This is a genomic window from Micromonospora sp. NPDC057141, from assembly GCF_042670805.1.
Lineage (GTDB): Bacteria > Actinomycetota > Actinomycetes > Mycobacteriales > Micromonosporaceae > Micromonospora.
In genome coordinates this window covers 1-22,058 of the sequence record NZ_JBHUVA010000064.1, presented here as the reverse complement: position 1 = coordinate 22,058, position 22,058 = coordinate 1, and the positions used below count along the sequence as shown (strand labels likewise).

Annotated in this window: 20 protein-coding genes; 11 read left to right on the top strand and 9 right to left on the bottom strand. The window is 75.6% G+C overall.

Going from position 1 to position 22,058, the window contains the following annotated elements:
• Positions 1-41: 41 nt before the first annotated feature.
• From ACFT41_RS24935 to ACFT41_RS24925, 3 genes are read right to left on the bottom strand one after another with little or no spacing between them, the layout of a single operon-like run.
• Positions 42-1,058 carry a Gfo/Idh/MocA family protein gene (locus ACFT41_RS24935; protein WP_377587936.1) on the bottom strand — a complete coding sequence of 339 codons (1,017 nt, stop codon included), beginning with the start codon at positions 1,056-1,058 and terminating at the stop codon, positions 42-44.
• Entirely contained in the window at positions 1,055-2,800 is a 1,746-nt protein-coding gene (locus tag ACFT41_RS24930) for an amidohydrolase family protein (protein WP_377587937.1), read from the bottom strand. Before ACFT41_RS24930 ends, ACFT41_RS24935 begins: the two co-directional genes overlap by 4 nt.
• A complete protein-coding gene (locus tag ACFT41_RS24925) occupies positions 2,793-3,710 on the bottom strand; it encodes an FkbM family methyltransferase (protein WP_377587938.1) in 918 nt (305 codons plus the stop codon). Before ACFT41_RS24925 ends, ACFT41_RS24930 begins: the two co-directional genes overlap by 8 nt.
• A gap of 272 nt (positions 3,711-3,982) precedes the next feature.
• Between ACFT41_RS24925 and ACFT41_RS24920 the strand changes: the two genes are divergently transcribed.
• Together ACFT41_RS24920 and ACFT41_RS24915 are read left to right on the top strand one after the other, a co-directional pair.
• Complete coding sequence (locus tag ACFT41_RS24920; RefSeq protein WP_377587939.1) at positions 3,983-4,825, top strand: nucleotidyltransferase domain-containing protein; 843 nt, start codon at positions 3,983-3,985, stop codon at positions 4,823-4,825.
• Positions 4,812-5,393 carry an AAA family ATPase gene (locus ACFT41_RS24915; RefSeq protein ID WP_377587940.1) on the top strand — a complete coding sequence of 194 codons (582 nt, stop codon included), beginning with the start codon at positions 4,812-4,814 and terminating at the stop codon, positions 5,391-5,393. Before ACFT41_RS24920 ends, ACFT41_RS24915 begins: the two co-directional genes overlap by 14 nt.
• 27 nt (positions 5,394-5,420) lie before the next feature.
• On the opposite strand, the gene ACFT41_RS24910 is transcribed toward ACFT41_RS24915, so the two are convergent.
• The 5 genes from ACFT41_RS24910 to ACFT41_RS24890 all read right to left on the bottom strand — a co-directional run bounded on the left by ACFT41_RS24910 (position 5,421) and on the right by ACFT41_RS24890 (position 10,168).
• Positions 5,421-6,209, bottom strand: coding sequence for an ABC transporter permease (locus ACFT41_RS24910; RefSeq protein WP_377587941.1), 789 nt, complete (start codon positions 6,207-6,209; stop codon positions 5,421-5,423).
• 4 nt (positions 6,210-6,213) lie between these two features.
• Positions 6,214-7,002, bottom strand: a complete 789-nt coding sequence (locus tag ACFT41_RS24905) for an ABC transporter permease (RefSeq protein ID WP_377587942.1) — start codon at positions 7,000-7,002, stop codon at positions 6,214-6,216.
• The gene (locus ACFT41_RS24900; RefSeq protein ID WP_377587943.1) at positions 7,002-8,030 is read right to left on the bottom strand and encodes an ATP-binding cassette domain-containing protein; all 1,029 of its coding nucleotides are present in this window, start codon (positions 8,028-8,030) and stop codon (positions 7,002-7,004) included. Before ACFT41_RS24900 ends, ACFT41_RS24905 begins: the two co-directional genes overlap by 1 nt.
• 53 nt (positions 8,031-8,083) lie before the next feature.
• The gene (locus ACFT41_RS24895) at positions 8,084-9,160 is read right to left on the bottom strand and encodes a hypothetical protein (protein ID WP_377587944.1); all 1,077 of its coding nucleotides are present in this window, start codon (positions 9,158-9,160) and stop codon (positions 8,084-8,086) included.
• A 168-nt stretch (positions 9,161-9,328) separates the two neighbouring features.
• Positions 9,329-10,168: an endonuclease/exonuclease/phosphatase family protein gene (locus ACFT41_RS24890; RefSeq protein WP_377587945.1), complete on the bottom strand. Its 840-nt coding sequence runs from the start codon at positions 10,166-10,168 to the stop codon at positions 9,329-9,331.
• Between the two features lie 277 nt (positions 10,169-10,445).
• Here ACFT41_RS24890 and ACFT41_RS24885 point away from each other — a divergent pair, with 277 nt between their 5' ends.
• The 8 genes from ACFT41_RS24885 to ACFT41_RS24850 all read left to right on the top strand — a co-directional run bounded on the left by ACFT41_RS24885 (position 10,446) and on the right by ACFT41_RS24850 (position 20,326).
• Positions 10,446-11,762, top strand: a complete 1,317-nt coding sequence (locus ACFT41_RS24885; RefSeq protein ID WP_377587946.1) for an alkaline phosphatase PhoX — start codon at positions 10,446-10,448, stop codon at positions 11,760-11,762.
• A gap of 200 nt (positions 11,763-11,962) precedes the next feature.
• Positions 11,963-12,991, top strand: coding sequence for a 3-oxoacyl-ACP synthase III family protein (locus ACFT41_RS24880; RefSeq protein ID WP_377587947.1), 1,029 nt, complete (start codon positions 11,963-11,965; stop codon positions 12,989-12,991).
• On the top strand, positions 12,988-13,746 hold the full coding sequence (locus ACFT41_RS24875) for a glycosyltransferase family A protein (protein ID WP_377587948.1): 759 nt from the start codon (positions 12,988-12,990) through the stop codon (positions 13,744-13,746). The genes ACFT41_RS24880 and ACFT41_RS24875 overlap by 4 nt, the downstream gene beginning before the upstream one ends.
• A gap of 32 nt (positions 13,747-13,778) precedes the next feature.
• The gene (locus ACFT41_RS24870; RefSeq protein ID WP_377587949.1) at positions 13,779-15,272 is read left to right on the top strand and encodes a class I adenylate-forming enzyme family protein; all 1,494 of its coding nucleotides are present in this window, start codon (positions 13,779-13,781) and stop codon (positions 15,270-15,272) included.
• Complete coding sequence (locus tag ACFT41_RS24865) at positions 15,265-16,458, top strand: cytochrome P450 (protein ID WP_377614006.1); 1,194 nt, start codon at positions 15,265-15,267, stop codon at positions 16,456-16,458. The genes ACFT41_RS24870 and ACFT41_RS24865 overlap by 8 nt, the downstream gene beginning before the upstream one ends.
• Before the next feature lie 48 nt (positions 16,459-16,506).
• Positions 16,507-17,481: an NAD-dependent epimerase/dehydratase family protein gene (locus ACFT41_RS24860; RefSeq protein ID WP_377590012.1), complete on the top strand. Its 975-nt coding sequence runs from the start codon at positions 16,507-16,509 to the stop codon at positions 17,479-17,481.
• A 102-nt stretch (positions 17,482-17,583) separates the two neighbouring features.
• The gene (locus ACFT41_RS24855; protein WP_377590011.1) at positions 17,584-19,572 is read left to right on the top strand and encodes a putative bifunctional diguanylate cyclase/phosphodiesterase; all 1,989 of its coding nucleotides are present in this window, start codon (positions 17,584-17,586) and stop codon (positions 19,570-19,572) included.
• 25 nt (positions 19,573-19,597) lie between these two features.
• On the top strand, positions 19,598-20,326 hold the full coding sequence (locus ACFT41_RS24850; protein ID WP_377590010.1) for a VOC family protein: 729 nt from the start codon (positions 19,598-19,600) through the stop codon (positions 20,324-20,326).
• 45 nt (positions 20,327-20,371) lie between these two features.
• On the opposite strand, the gene ACFT41_RS24845 is transcribed toward ACFT41_RS24850, so the two are convergent.
• On the bottom strand, positions 20,372-21,073 hold the full coding sequence (locus ACFT41_RS24845; RefSeq protein WP_377590009.1) for an alpha/beta fold hydrolase: 702 nt from the start codon (positions 21,071-21,073) through the stop codon (positions 20,372-20,374).
• Between the two features lie 108 nt (positions 21,074-21,181).
• Between ACFT41_RS24845 and ACFT41_RS24840 the strand changes: the two genes are divergently transcribed.
• A partial coding sequence (locus ACFT41_RS24840) for an NYN domain-containing protein (protein WP_377614005.1) occupies positions 21,182-22,058 on the top strand: 877 nt, incomplete at its 3' end.

The following is a 22,058-nucleotide window of genomic DNA, read 5'->3' as shown; positions in this document are numbered from 1 at the left end:
TCACGTGTCGGTACGTCGCCGGGGCCGGTGCGCCCCGCGCGTTACGGCGTCGCCTCGACCGGCGGTTCGAAGGTGTGCGTGCGCACGGACCGCTCCGCCGCCATGGCCAGCGCCAGCGCCGCGTACGAGTCGCGCCAGGTGCCCGCCCGCGGGTCGGGTTCGCCGCCCCGGGCGGCGGCGAGGAAGGCGTCGATCTGGGCCCGGTACGCGGCGGCGAAGCGGTCGCGGTAGTCGCGGTGGCGGGGGCGCTCGTCGGGGCCGTGCTCGGTGACCTGCCGCATCGGGGTCCGCTCGTCGAGCCCCACGGTCAGGCAGTTGCGCGAGCCGAGCACCTCGATGCGCACGTCGTAGCCGAGCGGGCTGTGCCGCCCGGCGGTGAGCACGGCGACCCCGCCGCCCTCGACGCCCAGCGTCGCCGCCACCGCGTCGTAGTCGCGCAGCTCGACCAGCTCGGGCACGGCCAGCACGTCCCCGATCGCGGCGACGCCGGTGACCTCCCGGCCGGTGAGCCACCGCACCATGTCGAAGTCGTGCAGCATCAGGTCGCGGAAGATGCTGCCGGAGGCGGCGAGGCGGTCCAGCGGCGGCCAGGCGGCGTCGTGGGAGAACATCCGCACCGTGTAGACGGTGCCGAGGTCGCCGCCGGCGATCCGGTCGCGCAGCGTGCTGAACCCGGCGTCGAAGTGGCGCTGGAAGCCGATCCACAGCGGGGTGCCGCCGTGGTCGGCGGCGAGGCCCAGCTCCCGGGTCCGGTGCAGGTCCAGCGTCAGGGGTTTCTCGCAGAACGTGGGCAGCTTGCGCTCCAGCGCCAGCGTGACCAGCGCGTCGTGGCTCTCCGTCGAGGAGGTCACCATCAACGCCTCCGCGCCGTCGAGGAGCCGCTCGACGTCGTCGCACACGTCGCCGTCGACCTGCGCCGCCAGCGCCGCCGCCTGGCCGCCGCGCACGTCGTGGCAGGTCAGCGCCACGTCGCCGGACGCCGCCAGGTGCTCGGCGTACATGCGGCCGATCTGGCCGCACCCGACGAGCCCCACCCGCAGCCGCCGCGCGCGGCTCACGACAGCGCCCCGGCGGTGCCGCGGGCGCCCCGGATCAGCCGGCCGGGACGTGCGCCGGTGTGCTCGCCGTCGACGAACGTCACCTCGCCGGAGACCAGCGTGGCCCGGTACCCGTCGGCCCGCTGGATCAGCCGGCCGCCGCCGGCCGGCAGGTCGTGCACGAACTGCGGGGGCCGCAGCGCGAGGTTGTCGAAGTCGATGACGTTGACGTCGGCCTTGAACCCGGGCCGCAGCAGCCCCCGGTCGCGCAGCCCGTACAGGGCGGCCGTCTGCCAGGTCTGCTTGTGTACGACGAACTCCAGCCCGAGCCGTTCGCCGCGCGTACGGTCCCGGGCCCAGTGGGTCAGCTGCGACGTCGGGGTGCTCGCGTCGCAGATCAGCCGGCAGTGCGCGCCGGCGTCGCTGAGCCCGACCACGCAGTGCGGTTCGAGGAGCATCTGGTGGATCGGGTCGAGGCTGAACTCGCTGTAGCCGAGCAGTGGACGCAGGAAGGTCTGGGTGCCGTCGCCGGCGACGAGCAGGTCGTACATGACCTCCTCGCAGTCGCGGCCCGCGCGGGCCGCGATGGCGGCGACGCTGTCCTCCCTGCCGGGCTCGTAGTTGGGCTGCCGGCCGAACGGGAAGTACTTCTCGTAGTCCTCGGGGAAGAGGTACGCCCGGGGGTTGACGCTGGCCGGGGCCTCGGCCAGGATCCGCCGCCGGGTCTCGGGGTCACGCATCCGGGTCACCCGCTCGGCCAGCGGCAGGTGCGCCAGCTGCTCCTGGTAGGTGGGGCGGCGCTTGAACGGGTGGGTGCTCTCCAGGCCCACGATGACGCTGAACGGCCGCCCGGCGATCTGCGGGTGCAGCTGCGCGCCCTCGGTCTCGTTGGCCCGGCGCGCCATGGCGACGATCTCCCGCCACAGGTGCGGCTCGTGGTCGTTCTGGAACAGGCCGAACGTGATCGGCCGGCCGACCTGCGCCGAGAGTCGCCGCATCCACTTGACCTCGCGGAACTGGTCCTCCATCGGCTCGCCGCCGGCCCCGGCGGGCACCAGCTGGAACACGCCGGTGCCCAGCTCGCCGAGCACCCCGCCGAGGGCGAACAGCTCGTCCTCGGCCGCGAACGTGCCGGGCACCGGCTCGCCGCTGATCGCCAGGTGGGTGGTCGTGCGGGAGGTGGAGAACCCGAGCGCGCCGGCGTGCATCGCCTCGCGGACGATGCCCGTCATCGCGGCGATGTCCTCCGGCGTGGCCGGCTCGTTGGCGGCGCCCCGCTCGCCCATGACGTACGCCCGGACGGCGCCGTGCGGCACCTGGGCGCCGACGTCCATCACCCGGGACAGGCCGGCGACCGCCTCCAGGTATTCCGGGAAGCTCTCCCACGCCCACCGGATGCCCTCGGACAGCGACGCGCCGGGAATGTCCTCGACGCCCTCCATCAGGCCGATCAGCCACTCCCGGTTGGGCTCGGTCACCGGGGCGAAGCCGACGCCGCAGTTGCCCATGACCACCGTGGTCACGCCGTGCCAGCAGGACGGGGTCAGCAACGGGTCCCAGGTCACCTGACCGTCGAAGTGCGTATGGATGTCGACGAATCCGGGAGTGACGATGCACCCGTCCGCGTCGATCTCGCGCTTCCCCCGGCCGGAAACCCTGCCGACCGCCACGATCCGGCCGTCGGAAATGGCGATGTCACCGGTCCGGGCGGCGTCTCCGGTGCCGTCCACGACGGTGCCGGACCGAACGACGACGTCATACATCGAACAGGTGTCCTTTCTCGGCGGCGACGAAGACGAGGTTGTCGTATTCGTACGATGACCTCGGTCGATGCGGTCGCGGCATTCCGTCGGACAGCTCGTAGGCCCGGTAGTCGTGGCCGGCCAGGAACTCGACGAGTTCCGCGCTGCGCGGCGCGCCGGGCACGTCGAGGTCGCCGACCTCCAGCGAGACCATCGGACGTACGCTGCCCAGCAGGCGGCCCATGCCCTCCAGGACGTCTTTCTCGGCGCTCTCGGCGTCGACCTTGACCACGTCGGGCGTCAGCGCCCGCGCGGCGACGAACTCGTCGAGGGTGACCGCGGTGACCTCGTGCACGGTGGTGGCCACCCGCTGCCGGACGGCCTCCGGGAGGCGGGACCGGTACGCCGAGTTGTAGGGGCTGTAGCCGACGCCGTGGTCGGTGAGCGAGAGCGTCCCGGGCGACGACCAGACCGCCGCCGGCACCGCCGTGACGTTGCCGAGGCCGGTCACGTTCTGCGCCAGCAGCGCGTACGTCGCGGGCGTGGGCTCGAACGACACCACCCGGCCGGACGGGCCGACGCAGCGGGACGCCAGCACCGTGAAGTAGCCGAGGTGGGCGCCGACGTCGAGGAACGTCGCGCCGGCGCGCAGGTGGCGCAGCAGGAAGGCGCTCAGCTCGTACTCGATGAAGCCGTGCCGGCGGATCGCGATGGAGATCTCGTCGGGCAGCCGCACCCGCAGCCGGTCGCCCCAGAACGTGCGGCCGTGGGCGAGCCGGGCATGGTTGCGGTGCCGCCAGCGGCGTAGCCGCGCCGTGGACGGGAACACGGTGGGGTACGGCCGGTGCAGGAAGGACCGGATCGGCCGCCCGGCCGTCGCCGCGCAGCGGCGCAGTTTCTCGGCGAGCGCCCGGCGTTGCGCATCCGTCACGGCAAAGGCCGAATCATGAGAGCCCCCGCAATGGTTCGTGGTTCGGTCGTGGCCGCCCGTGGCGCCCGATGCCATGGCGACGCCACCGCGTCGCCAGACCGCAGCGTACGTCAATGTCTTCGACCGGTCCAGAATTGATTTCCCGGTGCCGATGCCAGCCCTTATGCGGCACGCCGAGAACGGCTGATAACCCCTATTGCCGGGGCCGGCGTCACCCCCCGATGTGCTACGTTGACACGCGGCCGGTGACGGTACAGAAAGGGTGGCGGCCCGTGGGTGACGCCGAACAGGACGCGATCCTCGCCAAGATCCGCGACGCGCTCTCGGGGCTGCCCGGCATCGCGGGCCTCGCCCTCGGCGGGTCGCGTGCCCGGGGCACCGCCGACCGCAGGTCCGACGTGGACGTCGGCGTCTACTACCACCGGGACGGCCGGCCCGACGTCCGGGAGCTGAGCGCGGCCTTCGCCCGCATCGACGACAACGGCGAGGCCGGCTGCACCGACTACGGCGAGTGGGGTCCGTGGATCAACGGCGGCGGCTGGCTCGTCGTCGACGGGGTGAAGACCGACGTCCTGCTGCGCGAGGTCGACCGCGTCCGCGCCGTCGTGCGGGCGTGCGCCGCCGGGCGACCCGAGATCCACTACCAGCCCGGCCACCCGCACGGCTTCTGCACCGTCATCTACGCCGGGGAGCTGCACCACAACGTCGCCTTCCACGACCCGCAGGGCGTCCTCGCGCAGCTGCGCTCGCTCACCGACCCCTACCCCGAGCCGCTGGCGAGGGCCCTGGTCGGGCAGTTCGGCTGGGAGTCGCAGTTCGCCCTCGACACGGCGGTCACCGCCGCCGGCCGGGGCGACGTCGCGTACGTCACCGGCTGCGCCTACCGGATCGTCGCCTGCCTCACCCAGGTGCTCTTCGCCGCCGCCGGCCGCTACCTGCTCAACGAGAAGGGGGCGGTGGCGGAGGCGGCGGCCTTCCCGACCACCCCGGCCGGGTTCCGCGGCGGCGTCGAGGCGGCGCTCGGCGCCCTGTCCGCCGACCCGGACGACCTGGCGCGCGCCCTGCGGCTGCTGCATGACGTGCGCGAGGAGGTCATGGCCGGTGCCGGGGGATGAGGCGGGGCCCCGGGTCTGGATGGTCACCGGGGTGCCGGGGGCCGGCAAGTCGACGACCGCCCGCGCCCTGGCCCGGTCCGCAGCCCGGGGCGTGCACGTCGAGGGCGACGCCCTGCAACGGCTGATCGTCGTCGGCAGCCGGCCGCCGCAGCCGCAGCACGACGAGGAGGCCGAGCGGCAGATCCTGCTCAACGTCCGCAACCAGTGCCTGCTGGCGCGCTCGTTCCTCGCCGCCGACTTCCTGGTCGTCCTCGACTACGTGGTGACGTCCCGGCAGCGGCTTCGGCGCTACCTGGAGCTGCTGCACCCCGCGCCGCTGGGCTTCGTGATGCTCCGGCCCGACCTGGCCGTCGCGGCGGTGCGCGACGAGCTCCGCCCGCACAAGACGGTCCTGCACGGCTGGCTGCACCTGGCCGACGAGATGGCCGGCGAACTCGCCGGCGTGGGCCTCTGGCTGGACAACGGCGACCTGACGGTCGACGAGACCGTCGCGTCGATCCGCGCGCGGGCCGGCGAGGCGACCCTCACCCTCGACGCGCTCGACGGCCCTCGGGCGTCGGTCGGCTGAGGCCGGCGTCGGTCGGCCGGGGGCGGCTCAGTTCCCGGCGCTCTCGTAGCGGCGCAGGCCCCGGTGGAACACGGCGACGGCGAGCAGCACGCACCAGGCCGCCACCACCGGCGTCAGCAGGCCCACCCACGCCAGCCGCCCGTGGTCGAGAAACGCCGACACCGGGAAGAACCCGATGAACGCGAACGGCAGGGCGGTCGCCAGCACGGCCTGCAACCCCACCGAGTAGATGCTCAGCGGATATTTCGTCAGCTCGCCGAGCTGGTCCAGACCGGCGGCGAAGGTGTTGATCGCCCCCCGCAGCCAGAACGACGTGGAGTTCGCCACCACGGTCAGCGACACCTTGATCAGCAGCGCGCTCGGCAGCAGCACCGCCGCAAGCACCGCCCGCCCCGGCGTCCACGCCACGTCCAGGTGCGCCAGCGCCGTGCCGAGCAACCCGCCGCCGACGGTCAGGTTGCCGAACGCGTTCATGCCCACCCGGCTGCTGCACACCTGCAACAGGCACGGGTACGGCCGCAGCAGCATGCGGTCCAGCTCGCCGCGGTTGATCAGCCCCGCCAACCCCCACGTGCCCTCGGCGAGCAGCTCGCTGGCCCCCTGGGCGAGCACCATCATCCCGAAGATCAGCACGACCTCCCACACCCCCCAGCCGTGGATGCGGGGGACCCGGGCGAAGATCGTCGCGATGAGCAGGAGGCCGGCGCCCTGGGTCAGCACGGCGGCGACCACCAGGATCCAGAAGTCGGCCTGGTATTCCAGGGTGGCCCGCAGGTGCGCGCCGAGGCAGCGCCGGTAGACGCGCAGGGCGTGCATCAGGTCAGCCCCCGTGCACGGTGAGCCGGCGGACCGCGACGTGCCACAGTCGCCGGGCCAGCCACCACAGCGCGACGATCCACAGCAGCTGCACCGTCACCGCCAGCGCGCCCGGCAGCCCGGGGTCGCGGCCCAGGAACAACATCGCGGGGGTGTTGGTGACGGCCTGGAACGGCAGCACCTCGGCGACGTGGCGCAGCCACGCCGGGAAGAACGCCAGCGGCACCGTGGCCCCGGACAGGATCCCGGACACCGCCACCCGGGCCAGGCTGATGCCCAGGTAGTTCTGCGTCCAGAAGCAGAGCAGCCCGCACATGTAGACGATGAGGAACTTCAACGGCACCACGGCGGCGAGACTCGCCACGAACAGCGCGAGGCGCCCCGGCGACGGCAGCGGCACCCCGCCGAAGGCCATCAGGACCACGCCGCACACCGTCGCCGCGGCGGCCGTCTCCAGCAGCGCGAAGCCCAGCGCCTCGGCGAGCCGGCCCTGCTGGTAGTCCACCGGCTTGACCAGGTCGACGGCCACCGCCCCGCTGCGGATCCGGGAGGCCATCGCGAAGTCGGTGAACGTCGAGACCAGGCAGTTGGTGAAGAACGACACCAGCAGGTACGCCTTCATCTGCGGCCAGGTGAAGCCGGCCAGCGCGTTGCCGTCGCCCAGCAGCGCCCGCCACAGCGCGAACATGGCCACCAGGTTGAACACCAGCATGGACAGGCTCATCAGGAACGGCACCCGGTAGGCCAGGGCGTTGCGCCAGGCGATCCGCGCCATGGCCCGGTATGGCCCCATCAGCCGGCACCGGTCAGGGCGGCGGGGGAGTCGCGGTCGTGCAGCCGGCGGATGAGGTCGGCGACCCCCTCGTCGTCGATGCGCAGGTCGCGCACCTCGACCAGCCCCATCACGGTCGCCGCGACCGCGCCCGCCGGGCGCAGCGTCCGGTCGAAGCGGACCACCAGGTCGCGCTCGCCGGCACCGGTGCTCACCTCGGCGTCGGGCAGGCGCTCCCGGATCAGCTCCAGCGGCGCGGGCGAGACCAGCTGGAAACGCACGGTCGAGTTGCCCGCCAGGGTGTCCCGCAGGACGTCGACCGGGCCGTCGTGCCGGATCCGCCCCTCGTCGACGACGACGATCCGCCGGCACACCTGCTCGATGTCGCCCACGTCGTGCGTGGTCAGCAGGACGGTCGTGCCGTCGGCGACGAGCTGCCGCAGGAAGGCCCGCACCCGGTCCTTGACCGAGACGTCCAGCCCGATGGTCGGCTCGTCGAGGTAGACGATGCGGGGCTCGTGCAGCAGCGCGGCGGCGAGGTCCGCCCGCATCCGCTGCCCGAGCGACAGCTTGCGGGCCAGCACCGGCAGCAGCGGGCCGATCTCCAGCACCTCGCAGAGCCGGTCCATCGACCGGCGGTAGTCGGCCGCCGGGATGCGGTACATGTCGCGCAGCAGCTCGAACGTCTCGTGGACCGGCAGATCCCACCACAGCTGCGTGCGCTGACCGAAGACCACGCCCACGTTGCGCGCGTTGGCGACCCGGTCCCGGTGCGGCACGACGCCGGCGACGCGCACCTCGCCGGCCGTGGGCACCAGGATGCCCGTCAGCAGCTTCACGGTGGTGGACTTGCCCGCGCCGTTGGGCCCGACGTACGCCACCGACTCGCCCTCGTCGACGCGCAGGTCGATGCCGTCGACGGCGCGGTGGACGTCGAAGCGCCGGGTGACCAGGTGCCTGAGCGCGCCGGCCAGGCCCGGGCCCTTGCGGGGGCGGCGGAACTCCTTGACGAGGCCGGTGGCCTCGACCAGTGCGGCCGTGGGGGCCATGGCGCTGTGCTCCGATCTGGCGGACGGGAAGGGGCGCGGGGCGACCCCGGCGGTCAGTCACGCCCCCAGGCGTCGCCGGCGGCCAGCCCCAGCGCGGCCAGCCGTGCCGGCGCCGCGCCGAGCCGCTCGACCTCGGGGTGCGTCACCCGGGGGAACATCCCGCCGAGGGCGAGCGTGGCCAGGACGCGTTCGCGCAGCGCCGGCTCGACCGGGCGGCCCCACGAGTCCCACAGCGACCGGAACGGCTCCACCCGCGTGCGGACCAGGCCCATCAGGCACGCCGTCACCCACAGCGCCCAGAGTTGGTCGGCCGACACCCGGGCCGCGAGGTCGGCCAGCCAGGGCTCCGGCGCGGCCACGTCGCGCGCGTACCGCTCGCGCAGCGCCGGCACGTCGACGCCAAACCGGTCGACGGCACCCTCCAGCGGCACCGGGCTCCAGTCGTTGGTGGGCCGGTCGTTCTCGACCACGACGCGCGGCTCGCCGTGCTTGAAGTACGGCAGGCAGTCGAAGCCGTCGAGCGTGCGCGCCGGGTCGGGCGACCAGCCCGGCGGCGGAGCGCCCACGTAGCAGGACGCCTCGCGGCGGCCCCGGTCGTTGTTGCCGACCACGCTCGGCACGTCGTGGTGCGCCGCCAGGTTCGGCACCGTGAGGTGGACCGGCAGCCCGGCCTCCCGGGCGAAGTGGGCGACGGCCACGTCATCGGCCTCGTCCGGGTCCTGCCCGGCGAGGTAGTCGACGAGCCCCTTGGCCACCGTCGCCGGCAGGGCCAGCGCGATGGTCGGGACGTAGTCGCAGACGGCGCGGACCCAGCGCGCGCCCAGCAGCGCGGCCATCCGGACGGCGGCGCCGTTGCGCGACCCCCAGTCGCTGTGCAGGGCGACCGCGCCGTCCGGCCGGGCCTGCACGGCCCGGAAGGCGTGCTCCAGGAAACCGGGGAACAGCACCGCGTCGTCCTGCAACACCAGGTGGTGGGTGCAGCCCGGCCCGACGGCGGCCCATGCCGCGCTGGCGGTGCGCAGCGTCCGCGGCGGGCCGTCGGGCTCGGGGTCGAGGACGATCTCGACCGGGTAGGGAGCCAGCCGCCGCGCGAGGTCTTCCGCGAGGTGTCGCCGGGACGGGTGCGTCATGACGGCTACGGACACGCCACCGTGAGACAACTCCTTCTCCTTCCGGCAGGCCATGTCGCGATCGGGCATCGGCGCGGATCGCGGTCAACGTACCAGCGTTGTCGATCTGGGGCGACCCCTTACACCGTTTCCACCGTTCGTGTCGAGGATCAATCTATTTGTCGTCGGTCAATGCGAGGTGAGGTCGGTCGGCTCCGGGGCGCCCGTCCCGATGTCGAGCGAGAGCGCCACCCCGAAATGGTCCGAGGGATACTGGCCGCTGTCGTCGCAGGCGGTGCCCAGCAGGGTGGGACGGGTCGCGCGGACCGGGTCGGCGGCGCGGTGCAGGACGTGGTCGAGCCGCCAGGTCGGCGCCGGCACGGGCATGGTCAGCGCGGCCGTGGAGCCACCGGCGGACGCCCACGCGTCGACCAGCACGCCCCGGTCGCGCAGTCGCCCCATCAGGGGGCCGTCCGCCGGGCAGTTCAGGTCGCCGCAGACCAGCAGCGGGCGCTGCGGCGGGGCTGCCGCGGCCGCCGCCTCCAGGCCCCGCAGGCACGCCTCCTTCGCCTCGTCGGGCCCGACCGGCAGGTGCGCCACCCACACCGTGACGGCGGACGTCGAGACCTCCAGCACGCCCGGGTGCCCGCCGAAACCACCGAAGCCGGGCACGGGGAAGACCCGCCGCGTCCGGATCGGCGCGCGGCTCAGCACCGCCAGGCCGGGTGCCTGGCCGGGCCCGGAGTGCGCCACGTCCCACCGCCCGGGCAGCCCGTCGGCCAGCTCCCGCGCCCGGCCGGTCCCCGCCCCGGCCGGCGCGGGCACCTCCTGCAGGGCGACCAGGTCGGCGTCGGCGTCGGCCAGCGCGCGGGTCAACAGCGCGGCCCGGCGCCGCCACACCCGGCGTTCGTCGGCCACCGCCAGGGCCGGGCTGCCCGCCCGGGCCCCGCGCAGGACGGCCCGGTCGTGCCAGTACCGGTGCGGCGTCCCGGTGCCCCAGATGTTGTACGTGACGACGCGCAGCGACATCCCGGCCCCGGCTCTCCCCGTGCGACGGGCCCGTCGGCTCCGGGCCCGCGACGCCTCGCACCGTAGCAGCGCGCGTCGGCTGCGCGGGCCACCCCGGGCCCCCGCCCGCCCGCCGGAGCAGGGGTCCGGAAAACATATAGGGGCACCGGTACGGAAGAAGTACGGGTAGCGCCGAACGACAGCCCGGGGCATTGAGCAGTTACGATTGCTCGCCCTCTCGTACTAAGGAGCTGTCTTGGGTCTCGATCGGCGACGTTTCCTCGCGCAAACAGGAATCATGAGTGCAGGGGTTGCGCTCTCGGGCACAATTGACGCGCTCTTCACGGCGGCTCCCGCCCTGGCGGGCCACGGGGGCGGATACGGCACACTCGTGCCGGACCCGGCCGGGCTGTTGGATCTGCCCCGCGGCTTCCGTTACCGGGTCCTCTCCCGGGAGGGCGCTTCCGCGCCGGGCGGCGCGGTGCCCAGCGGTTTCGACGGAATGGCCGCGTTCTCGGGCCCCGGCCCGGACGTCCGGCTCGTCCGCAACCACGAGAACCGGGTGGGCGTCGCCGTGCCGGTGGTCGCGCCCGCCGAGCTGACCTACGACCCCGTCGCCGTCGGCGGGACCACGACGCTGGTCGTCGGGCCGCGCGGGGTGGCCGAGCGGGTCAGCCTCGGCGGCACCTCGACCAACTGCGCGGGCGGGGTGACTCCCTGGCGGACGTGGCTGACCTGCGAGGAGACGGAGATCCGCCGGGGCGAGGGTGGCCACGAGAAGGACCACGGCTGGATCTTCGAGGTCGACCCGTGGCGCACCGACCGCAACGCGGACCCGACCCCGCTCACGGCCATGGGCCGCTTCGCGCACGAGGCCATCTGCGTCGACCCCCGCACGGGCGTGGTGTACGAGACCGAGGACGCCTACGGCGAGAAGTTCGGCTGCTTCTACCGGTTCCTGCCCCGCCGCCCGCTCGCCGGCCACGGCAGCCTGCGGGCCGGCGGGCGGCTCCAGGTGATGCGGGTGCCCGGCGTGTCCGACCTGTCCACCGTCCAGGAGCCCGGCGCCGTCTTCGGCGGCGTCGAGTGGCTCGACGTGCCGGACCCCCTCGCCACGAGCGTTCCCGTGCGGTTGCAGGACTACGGCCCCGGCGGCGTGACCCACGCCCAGAAGCTGGAGGGCGCGTGGTGGGGCACCGACGGCGCGGCCTACTTCGTCTCCTCCTTCGCCGTGCGTGAGCACGGCTCCCAGGCCGACCACCAGGGCCAGGTGTGGCGGTACGCCCCGGCCACCAACAAGCTGACCCTGGTCGTCGTGTTCCGCGGCACCGACCCGGGAACGGAGCTGTACAGGACCCCCGACAACATCTGCATGACCCCGGCCGGCGGCCTGATGCTCTGCCAGGACGGCGACGGGGACAGCTACCTGATGGGCACGACCGTCGACGGCGAGCCGTACCTGTTCGCCCGCAACCGGCAGAACCTCGGCACCGAGTCAGCGCCGGCGTACGGCGAGTTCGCCGGGGCCTGCTTCGCCGACGACCGGCGGACGATGTACGTCAACTGCTACGCCCCCGGCGCGACGTTCGAGATCACCGGCCCCTTCCGCAGGTAGCGGCCCGGCCGGCGCACCGCGTGGCGGCTCGGCGACACCCGCCGGGCCGCCAGGGCGTGTGATCCCTGCCATATCGTGGCGTCGCGTGGTGCGGATGCACCGCCGCACCGCGCCCGCGTGAGCGCGCGCCGCCCCGCCGCCGGGCGAACATGAGCACCCCTACTCATCCGCTCGTCGGGGGCGTTGGGCAAGCTCAACGCATGATCGACCCCACACCACCACTGAGCGCGGCCCGGGGGCGGGTGGGCATCACCGCCGTCGGGGCCAGCCTCCCCGGGCAGACCGTGCCCACCGACGAGGTGCAGCGGCGGCTCGCCGAGGCGAGCGGGCTGACCCTGCCGGCCGGCCTGCTCGCGCGGATGACCGGCATCGCCTCCCGCCGGCTCGCCGCCGACGGCGAGTACGCCTCCACCCTCGCCCTGCGCGCCGCCCGGCAGGCGCTCGCCGCCGCCGGCCGGGAACCCGAGGAGGTGGACCTGCTGCTGTTCGCCTCCGCCACCCGGGACGTCGCCGAGCCCGCCACGGCCCACATCGTGCAGGCCGAACTCGGCAGCCACGCCCACGCCCTCGACGTCACCAACGCCTGCAACAGCTTCCTCAACGGCATCGACCTGGCCCGCTCGGCGATCCTCGCCGGCCGGGCCCGCCGCGCCCTGGTGGTGACGGGGGAGACCCCCACCCGGGCGATGCGCTGGCAGGTCGCCGACCTCGACCAGGCCCGGGGCGCGTTCGCCGGCTACACCTTCGGCGACGCCGCCGCCGTCCTGGTCGAGCCGGTCGCGCGCGGCGGCATCGTCGACGTCGACACCGAGACCTGGTCGGAGCACTGGACGGTCGGCGGCATCCCCGGCGGCGGGTCCCGCCACCCCCGGGGCGACGAGCACACCTACTTCACCGGCGACGGGCGGGCCCTGCGCGACGTGTTCGAGAAGATCGGCGCCGACATCCTGCACCGGGTCCGGGGCCGCACCGGCCTCGACTGGGCCGACTACGCCCGGATCCTGGTGCACCAGGTCACCCTGCCCTACCTGGACCGCTTCGTCGAGGTCACCGGCGTCCCCCGGGACAAGCTGGAGATCACCGTCGGCGAGCTGGGCAACCTCGCCAGCGCCACCCTCGGCGTGCAACTCGCCCGCGTCGACGCCACGCTCCGCCCCGGAGACCGGGTGCTCTTCGTCGGCCTCGGCGGCGGCGTCAGCCTGATGACCATGGTCTGGGAGAAGTCGTGACCGGTCCGGGAGAAGCCGCGACCGCGCTGTGGGTGGTGGTGCCCGCGTACAACGAGGTCGCCCGCATCGGCGACACCCTCGACGCCCTCGCGGCGCAGACCGACCGGGACTTCACCCTGCTGGTGGTCGACAACGGCTCCACCGACGGCACCCGGGACGTGGTGCGCCGCTTCGCCGTGCACGCGCCGGTGCCGACCCGGCTGCTGCGGGAGGAGCAGCGGGGCGTCGGCGCGGCCGTCGACACCGGCTTTCGGCACGCGATCGCGCAGGGGGCCACGCTGCTGGCCCGCACCGACGCCGACTGCCTGCCTGACCCCGGCTGGACGGCCGCCGCCCGCCGCACCCTCACCGCCGGGGCCGCCATGGCGTGCGGCCGGATCGAGGCCCGCCGCGACGAGCACGGCCCGCTGGGCCGGGCCGGGTTCCGCTGCCTGGTCGCCGTCGCCACCACCTTCGGCCGGCTGCGCCCCGCCCACCGGGGCCCCGGCTACCGGGCCCCGTACCGGATGCACGCGGGCAACAACATGGCGATCACCGCCGAGGCCTATCTCGCCGCCGGGGGCATGCCCCGCCGCCCGTCCCCGACCGACCGGGAGTTCCTCAACCGGGTACGCCGGCACACCGACGCCATCGTCCACGAGCGCACCATGGTGGTGGAGAACTCCACCCGGCGGCTGCGGGCGTACGGGTTGCGCCGGACCGCCGCCTGGTACCTGGACCGGGGCAGTGGCCGGCTCTCCCCGGACCCGCGCTGACCCGCACCCCTGCCCTGGAGACGAGTCGCCCGATGCTCGACGAACTGTCCGCCGCGCTGCGCCGCCACCCCGACCGGCCGGCCGTGCTCACCGCCGGCCCCACCGGCCGCACCCGTACCCGCGCCACCCGGGGCGAGCTGGCCGACCTCGCCGACGGGTACGCCGCCGCCCTGCACCACCACGGCCTCGCCGCCGGGGACACCCTCGGGGTGGCGGTGCGCCCCGGCCACCGGGCGCTGTCGGTGCTGCTCGCCGCGCACCGGCTCGGGCTGCGGGTGGCGGTGCTCGACCCCAGCGCCGGCCCGGACGTGCTCACCGCGCGACTGGCCCTGGCCCGCCCCGCCCTGGTCGTCGCCGACGCGGCGGCGCAGGCCGTCGCCGGCTGGGCGCGTCCGCTGGCCGGCCGGGCCCGGCTGGCCCTGCCCCGGCTGGCCGAGCTGGGTCCGGTGCGTACCGTCGGTCGCCGCCTGCCCGGGTGCGCCCCGGCGCTGCGCCCCCGCTCGGGCCCGGCCCCCGACCGGGGCGCATCCGACGACGACGCGGTGATCATCTTTACCTCGGGCACGACCAGCCGGCCCCGGGCGGTCGTGCACCGCCGCGCCGGGCTGGACGCCGGGATGCACGCCGTCGCCGACCTGGTCCGACCGCGCCCCGACGCCCCGGTGCTCGGCGGCACGTTCTTCGTCCTCGTCCCGGCCCTGGCCAGCGGCGCACCGGTGGCACTGCCGGCCCGCTCACCCCGGGCCCTGGCCCGGCAGGTGGCCCGGCTGCGCCCGCAGGCCAGCTATCTCACCCCGCCGCAGCTGCGGGCGCTGCTGGCGCAGCGGCCCCGGCTGTTCGGCCGGTTCTACAGCGGATCCGCGCCGGTCAGCGCCACCCTGCTCGACCGGGCCCGGCGGGCCGGCGCCGAGCAGGCGTGGGGCGTGTACGCGCTCACCGAGCTCTTCCCGGCCGCCGCCGTCGAGGCGACCGAGAAGGCCGCCTTCACCGGCGACGGTGACCTCGTCGGCGCGCCGCTGCCGGGGGTGGTCGCCCGGGTCGGGCCCGACGGGCGGCTGCTGCTCACCGGGCCGGGGCAGGCGCACCGCTATCTCGGCGAAGCGCCGCACGACCGGGTCGACACCGGCGACGTCGCCCGGCTCGACGGCGACCGCATCGTCCTCGCCGGCCGGAGCAAGGACATGATCCTGCGCGGCGCGGAGAACATCTACCCCGGCCTGTACGAGCCGGCCCTGCACGTGCCCGGGGTCAACCTGGCGGTGCTGGTCGGCGTGCCCGCCGACGACGGCGACGAACGGCTCGTCGCCGTCGTCGAACCGGAGCCCGGCGTCGACCCCGGCCAGCTGCGCGGGGCCCTCGATCCGGTCCTGGCGCGGATGGGCGCCGCCCGCCCCGACGCGCTGCTCATCGCACCGGTGCCGACGAGCGGACGGTCCCGCAAGCCCGACCGGGCCGCCACCGCCGCCCTGGCCGCCGCCGCGACCGCCCGGCCCGCCCCGAGCCCCCGCGGGGGCGGCCGTGCCTGAGCGTCCCGACGCAGCCGCCGCGGCCCCTGTCGACGCGCCCGCCGCCGACGCCGGGTCCGCCGAGGGGGCCTCGGCCAGCGCGGTCCCCGCCGTCCGGTCCGCCCGGTCCGGCCGGGGGCGCCGCCGCGACCGGCGGGTCTACCTGCGGCGGTACCCGGTGCTGTTCACCCTGCTCGCCGCCACCCGGCGCCGGCCGGCGCTGCGGCTGGGCCGCACCCTGCTCGTGCACGATCCGCAGGCGTACCTCGACGCGCTCACCCGGCTGCCCCTGGACCGGGCCGCCGCCGGCACCGTCGGCGGGACCGCCCACCGGCTCGGCGCCGACGGGCTCCTGTTCGACCAGGAGGGCCCAGAGCACCGGCGGATCCGCCGGGCCCTGCACGACGGGCTGGGGCCCGCCGGGGTGGCCCGGCTGCGCCCGGTCTGGACGGCGGTGCTGCGGCGGCGGCTCGCCCCGCTCGCCGCTGGCGAACCGGTGGACCTGGTGCCGGTCGCCGCCGAGCTGGCCGGCGCCACCACGGCGGCGCGGCTCGGCGTCGACGCCGACCCCGCCGCCCTGGCCGCGGCGGCCCGCCGCGCCGCCGCCACGGCCGCCGCCGCGCAGCTGCCGGGCCCGCACCCACCCGGCCGGGCCCGCGCCGCCCGCCGCGCCGTGGCCGACCTGGCCGCCCTGCTCGGTGTGCCGCCGGACGCCGCCGGCCTGGCCGGCATGCTCGCCGTCGCCGCCGTCAACACCACCGTGTCCGGCATTCCCCGGGCGGTCGCCTGGTGCGCCGACGACCGGCTGTGGGACGCCGCCGTCGACCCGGCCTGCCAGGAAACCCTGGTCGACGAGCTGCTGCGGGTGACCGCGCCGAGTCCGCTGCTGCCCCGGGTCGCCGCCGGGGCGGGCACCGTGGCCGGCTGCCCCGTCCGGGCCGGGGAGCGGCTGCTGCTGGTCGCCCGGCACGCCGCCGGGGCACACCGCGCCGGGCCGGACCCCGCCGCCCCCGCCCCGCCCCGGATCGCGCGACTGGTCTTCGGCGCCGGCCCGCACTCCTGCCCCGGAGCCCGGCTGGCCCGCGCGCAGCTCGCCGACACCCTCGCCGCGCTGGCCCCGTACCGGCCGGTCGTGGTGGGGGCCCGCGCCGACGGGCGTGCCGCGCTGCCCGGCTGGGCACGCCTGGTGGTCAGGACCGGCGCGTGACCAGGAACGGCGCGTGACCAGGAACGGCGTGTCACGGAGGGCCGGCGCGTGAACCTCCACGGGGCCGAGGTGGCGATCACCGGGGCGAGCGGCTTCTGCGGTGCCGCCGTGGCCCGGGCTGCGGTGGCCGTCGGGGCCCGGGTGCGCTGCCTCGGCCGCCGTCCCGGCCCGGTCGGCCGGCACGTCCCGTGGGATGCCGCCCGCACGGCACCCGACCTCGCCGGTGCCGACATGGTGATCCACCTTGCCGCAGCGGTCGGTGACCCGCCGCCCGGCCGGGCCGCCGAACGCGCCTACCGGGCGGTCAACGTCGACGGGGCGGCCCGGCTGATCGAGGCCGTCGCCGGCCGCCCGCTGGTCTGGGTGAGCAGCGCCAGCGTCTACCGGCCGCAGGGAGCGGCCCTGGTCACCGAGGACCACCCGACCGACGGGCAGCTCTCCGCGTACGGGCGCACCAAGGCCGCCGGCGACCACCTCGCCCTCGCCGCCGGTGCCGTCGTGTTGCGCCCCCGGGCGGTCTACGGCCCCGGCGACCCGCACCTGCTGCCCCGGCTGTTGCGGGCTCGCCGGGGCAGGTGGCTGCCGGTGCCCGGCCCCGACGTGCGGCTCAGCCTCACCGCCGTGGGGAACCTGGCCGACGCCTGCCTGGCCGCCCCCGCCTGGCCGGCCGGGGCGTACAACGTCGCCGACGCCCGGCCGTACTCGCGCGACGCCGTGCTGCGCGCGGTGCTCGCCTCGGTGGGCGACCCGGCGCGGCTGACGCACCTGCCGGTCGGTCTCGCCCACGCCGCCGCGTCGGCGGTGACCGCGTGGTCGGGACTCACCCGCCGCGCGCCGCTGCTGACCCGGTACGCCGTCGACCAGCTCGCCCGCGACATGGTGCTCGACCTCGGCCGGGCCCGCGCCCAGGGATACCGGCCCCGCCGCGATTTCGCCGACTACCTGGCCGCGCCGGACGGACCGGGGCGCGCGGTGCGCGGGTTCGCAGTGCGTGGGGCACGCGTCGGCCACGGCCGTGGGTAGACTCCGCGTCGCGGCCGGATGACCATGCGTCGGGTGCCCTCCGTCGAGGGCTGTCCCCGTGCGATCCGTGCCCGGGGAGAGGGATGGGGTGCCCGCCAGGTGATGACTCTTGCGGCGGCCGTGGCCGACGTCGCCTGCACCGCCCTGCTGGTGCTCGCCCCCGACGGCCGGTGCCTCTGGTCCAATGTGGCCGCGGGCAGGCTCGGGGTCCGGCCGGAGGAGCTGCCGCTGGCACGGGTGCAACCGGGCGGCCCGGCCGTCGAGGTCCCCTGGCCGGCCGCCGACCACGACACCCGCTGGTTGCAGGTGTGCTGCCACGGCATCGACTCCGACGGGCAATCCCTGCGCGTGTACGAGGTGCGCGACGTCAGCGCCGAACGCCGCGAACGCGAGCGGGGCCGTAACCACCGGTGGCGTCTGGCGCGCATCGAGCAGCTGGCCAAGGTCGGCACCTGGGAGTGGGACGTGGCGACCGGCGAGGTCGTCTGGTCCGACGTGCTGCTGCAGATGTTCGGCCTGCCGGCGGGCACCACCCTGGACTATCCGTCCTACCGGCAGCTGGTGCACCCCGACGACATCGGCCTCATCGAGCGGACCCTGGAGACGGCGCTGGCCAGCGGCGCGCCGTTCTCGTACACCCACCGCATGTACCTGCCCGACCTCGCGACGGTCCGCGTCTTCGAGTGCTACGGCGAGGTCTTCACCGACGACTCCGGTGCCCCGGAACGCGTTCTGGGCACCGCCCACGACATCACCGAGATGCGACGGGCCCAGGACGAGCTGACCCGGCTGGCCGAGCGCGACCCCCTGACCGACCTGCCGAACCGGCGCGCCCTGCTGGCCCGCCTCGACGCCCTGCTCGCCTCCGGCGGCGGGCGCTCCGGCGCCCTGCTGCTGATCGACATCGACAACTTCAAGGACATCAACGACGTGCACGGCCATGCCGTCGGCGACGACGTGCTGCGCCTGCTGGCCCGACTGCTCGTCCGGCACCTGCCGGCGGGCACCGTCCTGGGTCGCCTGGGCGGCGACGAGTTCGCGGTCGTGCTGCCCGACGCCACGGCCGGGGAGGCCCTCGCCGTCGCCGAGGGCCTGTGCAACGCCACGGTGCGCAGCCCCGTGCCGCTGGCCGACGCCGGCCTGCGGGTCACCCTGAGCATCGGGGCCGCGTCGCTGGCCCCCGGTGACACCCGCGACGTGGCGCTCGCCCACGCCGACCTCGCGCTCTACGAGGCGAAGAACGCCGGGCGCAACCGGGCCCGGCTCTACCTGCCCGAGCAATACCGGCACGCCGTGCAGCGGGTGAACGTGGTGGCCCGGGTCCGCAGCGCCCTCGACGAGCGCCGGATGCGCCTCGACGCCCAGCCGATCATCGACCTGCTGACCGGCGAGGTGGTCAGCCACGAGCTGCTCATCCGGCTGCGCGACGGCCGGGAGCCGGAGCTGCCGCCGGCCGACTTCCTGCCCACGGTGGAGCGCGACGACCTCATCGGCGAGCTGGACCGGTGGGTGGTGGCCACCGCCACGGCGGCGCTGGCCGACCCGGCGGCCGCCGCTGCAAGGACCCGCTTCGACGTCAACATCTCGGCCCGGTCGCTGGAGTCGCCGGGCTTCGGCGACTGGGTGGTGGGGCGGCTGCGCGCGGCCGGCGTCGAGGCCCGCCGGCTGGGCCTGGAGGTCACCGAGACCGCGGCGATCACCAACGTGGCGGCGGTGCGCAACCTCGCCGGCACACTGCGCGACGCCGGCTGCCAGCTGAGCCTGGACGACTTCGGGGCCGGGTTCGGTTCGTTCGCCTACCTCAAGCACCTGCCGTTCAGCACCGTCAAGATCGCCGGTGACTTCGTCCGGCAGGCCGACCGGGGTGGCGCCGACCCGGTGCTCATCGACGCGGTCGTGCGCGCCGCGCACGGGCTGGGCATGCGCACGGTCGCCGAGTCGGTCGACCGCGACGCGCTGGTGCCCGCGCTGCGCCGGCTGGGCGTCGACGCCGGCCAGGGCTTCCACCTGGGCCGCCCCGTCCCGCTGGACGTCCTGCTCAACCGGGTGCCCGTCGCCGTGGACGCCCCGACCCGGCACCCCGACCGCTGACCCGCCGCCCCTCCCGGAGACCCAGGTGAACGCATCCTCCGCGCCGGCGCTGCCCGGCGGCGTCACGCTCGCCACCCCCGACCTCGACGCCGCCCGAGCCTTCTACGCCGGCCTGCTCGACTGGACGTACGCCGCACCGGCCGGCCCGCGCACGGGCCGGGCCGAGGTGACCGCCGCGTACGCCGGGGGGACGCTCGCCGCCGAGCTGGAGCCGGGTGCCGCGCCGGCCCGCTGGTGGACCGTCCTCGCCGCCAGTGACGCCGAGGCCGTCCGGGCTGCCGCCGTCGGGGCCGGGGCGCGCCTCGACGGCGACGACGTGCACGACCCGCTCGGCGGGTCCTTCCGGCTGCGCGCCGGCACCGACGTCGTCGCCCCCGGCACCGGTCGACCCAGCTGGTACGAGTACATGACGACCGCCCCCGCTGGCGCCGACCGGTTCCACGCCGACGCCCTGGGGCTGCGGGCGAGCGTGCCGCCGGGGGCACCCGACGACTCGTACGCCCTGCTGCTGGCCGCCGGGCGGCCGGTCGCCGGCCGGCTGGCGCTGCCCCCGCCGCTGGCGGGGCTGCTGCCCACCGGCTGGATGGCCTACTTCGCCGTCGGCGACCCCGACGACGTGGCCGGGCGGGCGCAGGGGCTGGGCGGGCGGCTGCTGGTGCCGCCCCGGGACGTCCCGACCGGCCGGGTCGCCGCGCTCACCGACCCGGCGGGCGCGGTGTTCACGGTCATCCGCCCGGCCCCCGCCCCGGGGTAGCGCCTGGCCCGCCGCGCCCGCCGTTGCCGGCAGCCCAGCCTCCGTTCAGCCGCGGTCGACGGCCGCCAGGATCGCCTGCCCCAGCTGCGCCGGCTTCGTGAACTGCGGCCAGTGGCCGGTGGGCAGGTCGACGTACTCGACGTCGCGCATGGCGGCCAGCTCGGCCACGTACGGGTGGCCCTGGTCGACCCACTCCCGCAGCTGGGCGGTCGGGTATTCGCAGGCGATGATCGTGGCGGGCACGTCGTAGCGGCGCTCGTCGGTGAGGACCTGCGGGTCGGAGGCGACCGCCGCAGGCTGGGGCACCGCCCGGGCCCGGAACGCCGCCCGCAGCTCGTCGTCGAGGTCGCGCAGGTCCTCCTCGCCGAACGCGGACCAGTCGGGCAGCGGGATCGCGCCGTCGACCACCGGCAGCTGGTCGTTGATGGGGTGCCCGTCGCCGAGCGGCCCGGCGTCGACGTACACGACCCGGGCGACCCGGTCGGGTCGCGCGTCGGCGGCGGCGTGCGCGATCGCCCCGCCGCCGGAGTGGCCGACGAGCACGACCGGCCCGTCGGCCTCGTCGACGGCGGCGACGACCGCGGCGACGTGGTCGCGCAGCCGGACGCCGGCGCGGTCGGCGTCGGCCGGGTCGAGGCCGGGCAGGGTGAGCGCCCGCACGCGGTGCCCCGCCCGTTCGAGGGCCGGCGCGACCCCGCGCCACGACGAGCCGTCGAGCCAGAAGCCGGGGATCAGGATGAGGTCCATGCGGGCACGCTAGCCGCCACCTCCGACAGTCGTGCCGCCGCCGGCCGGGCGGGGCCGCCGCGCGGCGCGTCCGACGCAGGTGGCCGGCACGGGCGTACGCTGGCGTCCGTGGATCACGAAGACCGCATCGCCCTGTTCCTCGACTACGAGAACCTCGCGTTGGGGGCGCGCGAACACCTCGGCGGCATGGCCTTCGACCTGCGTCCCATCGCCGACGCCCTCGCCGAGCGGGGGCGGGTGGTGGTCCGCCGGGCGTACGCCGACTGGTCCTTCTTCGACGAGGACCGGCGGATGCTCACCCGCTCCCACGTCGAGCTGATCGAGATGCCCCAGCGCATGGGGGCCTCGCGCAAGAACGCCGCTGACATCAAGATGGCCGTCGACGCCGTGGAGCTGGCCTTCGAGCGCGCGTACGTCTCGACGTTCGTGATCTGCACCGGTGACAGCGACTTCACGCCGCTGGTGCACAAGCTGCGGGAGCTCAACAAGCGGGTCATCGGCGTGGGCGTGGAGAAGTCCACCTCGGCGCTGCTCCCGCCGGCGTGCGACGAGTTCCTCTACTACGACCGCCTCGAGGGCGTCGACGTCCCGCCGGCGCGCGCCCGGCGCGGCCGGCCGACCCGGCTGCCCAGCCCGGAGCCCGAGCAGGTCGAGCAGGCGGAGACGGCGGAGACCACGGAGCCCGGGGCGCAGCCGGTGGGCGCGGAGCCGGCCCGCGACGTCGACACGCTCAGCGTGCTGGTGGCCCAGACCGTGGCCGGCCTCCAGGGCAGCTCCAGCGGGGAGGTGACCGCCTCGACGCTCAAGCGCACCCTGCTGCGCAAGGACCCGACGTTCAGCGAGTCCGACTACGGCTTCCGCACCTTCGGCGAGCTGCTGCGGCACCTCGCCGAGCGCACGGTGATCGAGCTGGCGGAGGGCCCGGCGAAGGGCGATCCCGAGGTGTCCCTGCCCGAGCACGGCGACCGGGAGGTGGCCTTCGGGC

Bases quoted from the DNA above. Each gene is read 5' to 3' on its own strand.
- ACFT41_RS24930 (WP_377587937.1), bottom strand. From the start codon at position 2,800: ATGTATGACGTCGTCGTTCGGTCCGGCACCGTCGTGGACGGCACCGGA.
- ACFT41_RS24910 (WP_377587941.1), bottom strand. From the start codon at position 6,209: ATGCACGCCCTGCGCGTCTACCGGCGCTGCCTCGGCGCGCACCTGCGG.
- ACFT41_RS24905 (WP_377587942.1), bottom strand. From the start codon at position 7,002: ATGGGGCCATACCGGGCCATGGCGCGGATCGCCTGGCGCAACGCCCTG.
- ACFT41_RS24900 (WP_377587943.1), bottom strand. From the start codon at position 8,030: ATGGCCCCCACGGCCGCACTGGTCGAGGCCACCGGCCTCGTCAAGGAG.
- ACFT41_RS24895 (WP_377587944.1), bottom strand. From the start codon at position 9,160: ATGACGCACCCGTCCCGGCGACACCTCGCGGAAGACCTCGCGCGGCGG.
- ACFT41_RS24890 (WP_377587945.1), bottom strand. From the start codon at position 10,168: ATGTCGCTGCGCGTCGTCACGTACAACATCTGGGGCACCGGGACGCCG.
- ACFT41_RS24885 (WP_377587946.1), top strand. From the start codon at position 10,446: ATGAGTGCAGGGGTTGCGCTCTCGGGCACAATTGACGCGCTCTTCACG.
- ACFT41_RS24880 (WP_377587947.1), top strand. From the start codon at position 11,963: ATGATCGACCCCACACCACCACTGAGCGCGGCCCGGGGGCGGGTGGGC.
- ACFT41_RS24870 (WP_377587949.1), top strand. From the start codon at position 13,779: ATGCTCGACGAACTGTCCGCCGCGCTGCGCCGCCACCCCGACCGGCCG.
- ACFT41_RS24855 (WP_377590011.1), top strand. From the start codon at position 17,584: ATGACTCTTGCGGCGGCCGTGGCCGACGTCGCCTGCACCGCCCTGCTG.
- ACFT41_RS24845 (WP_377590009.1), bottom strand. From the start codon at position 21,073: ATGGACCTCATCCTGATCCCCGGCTTCTGGCTCGACGGCTCGTCGTGG.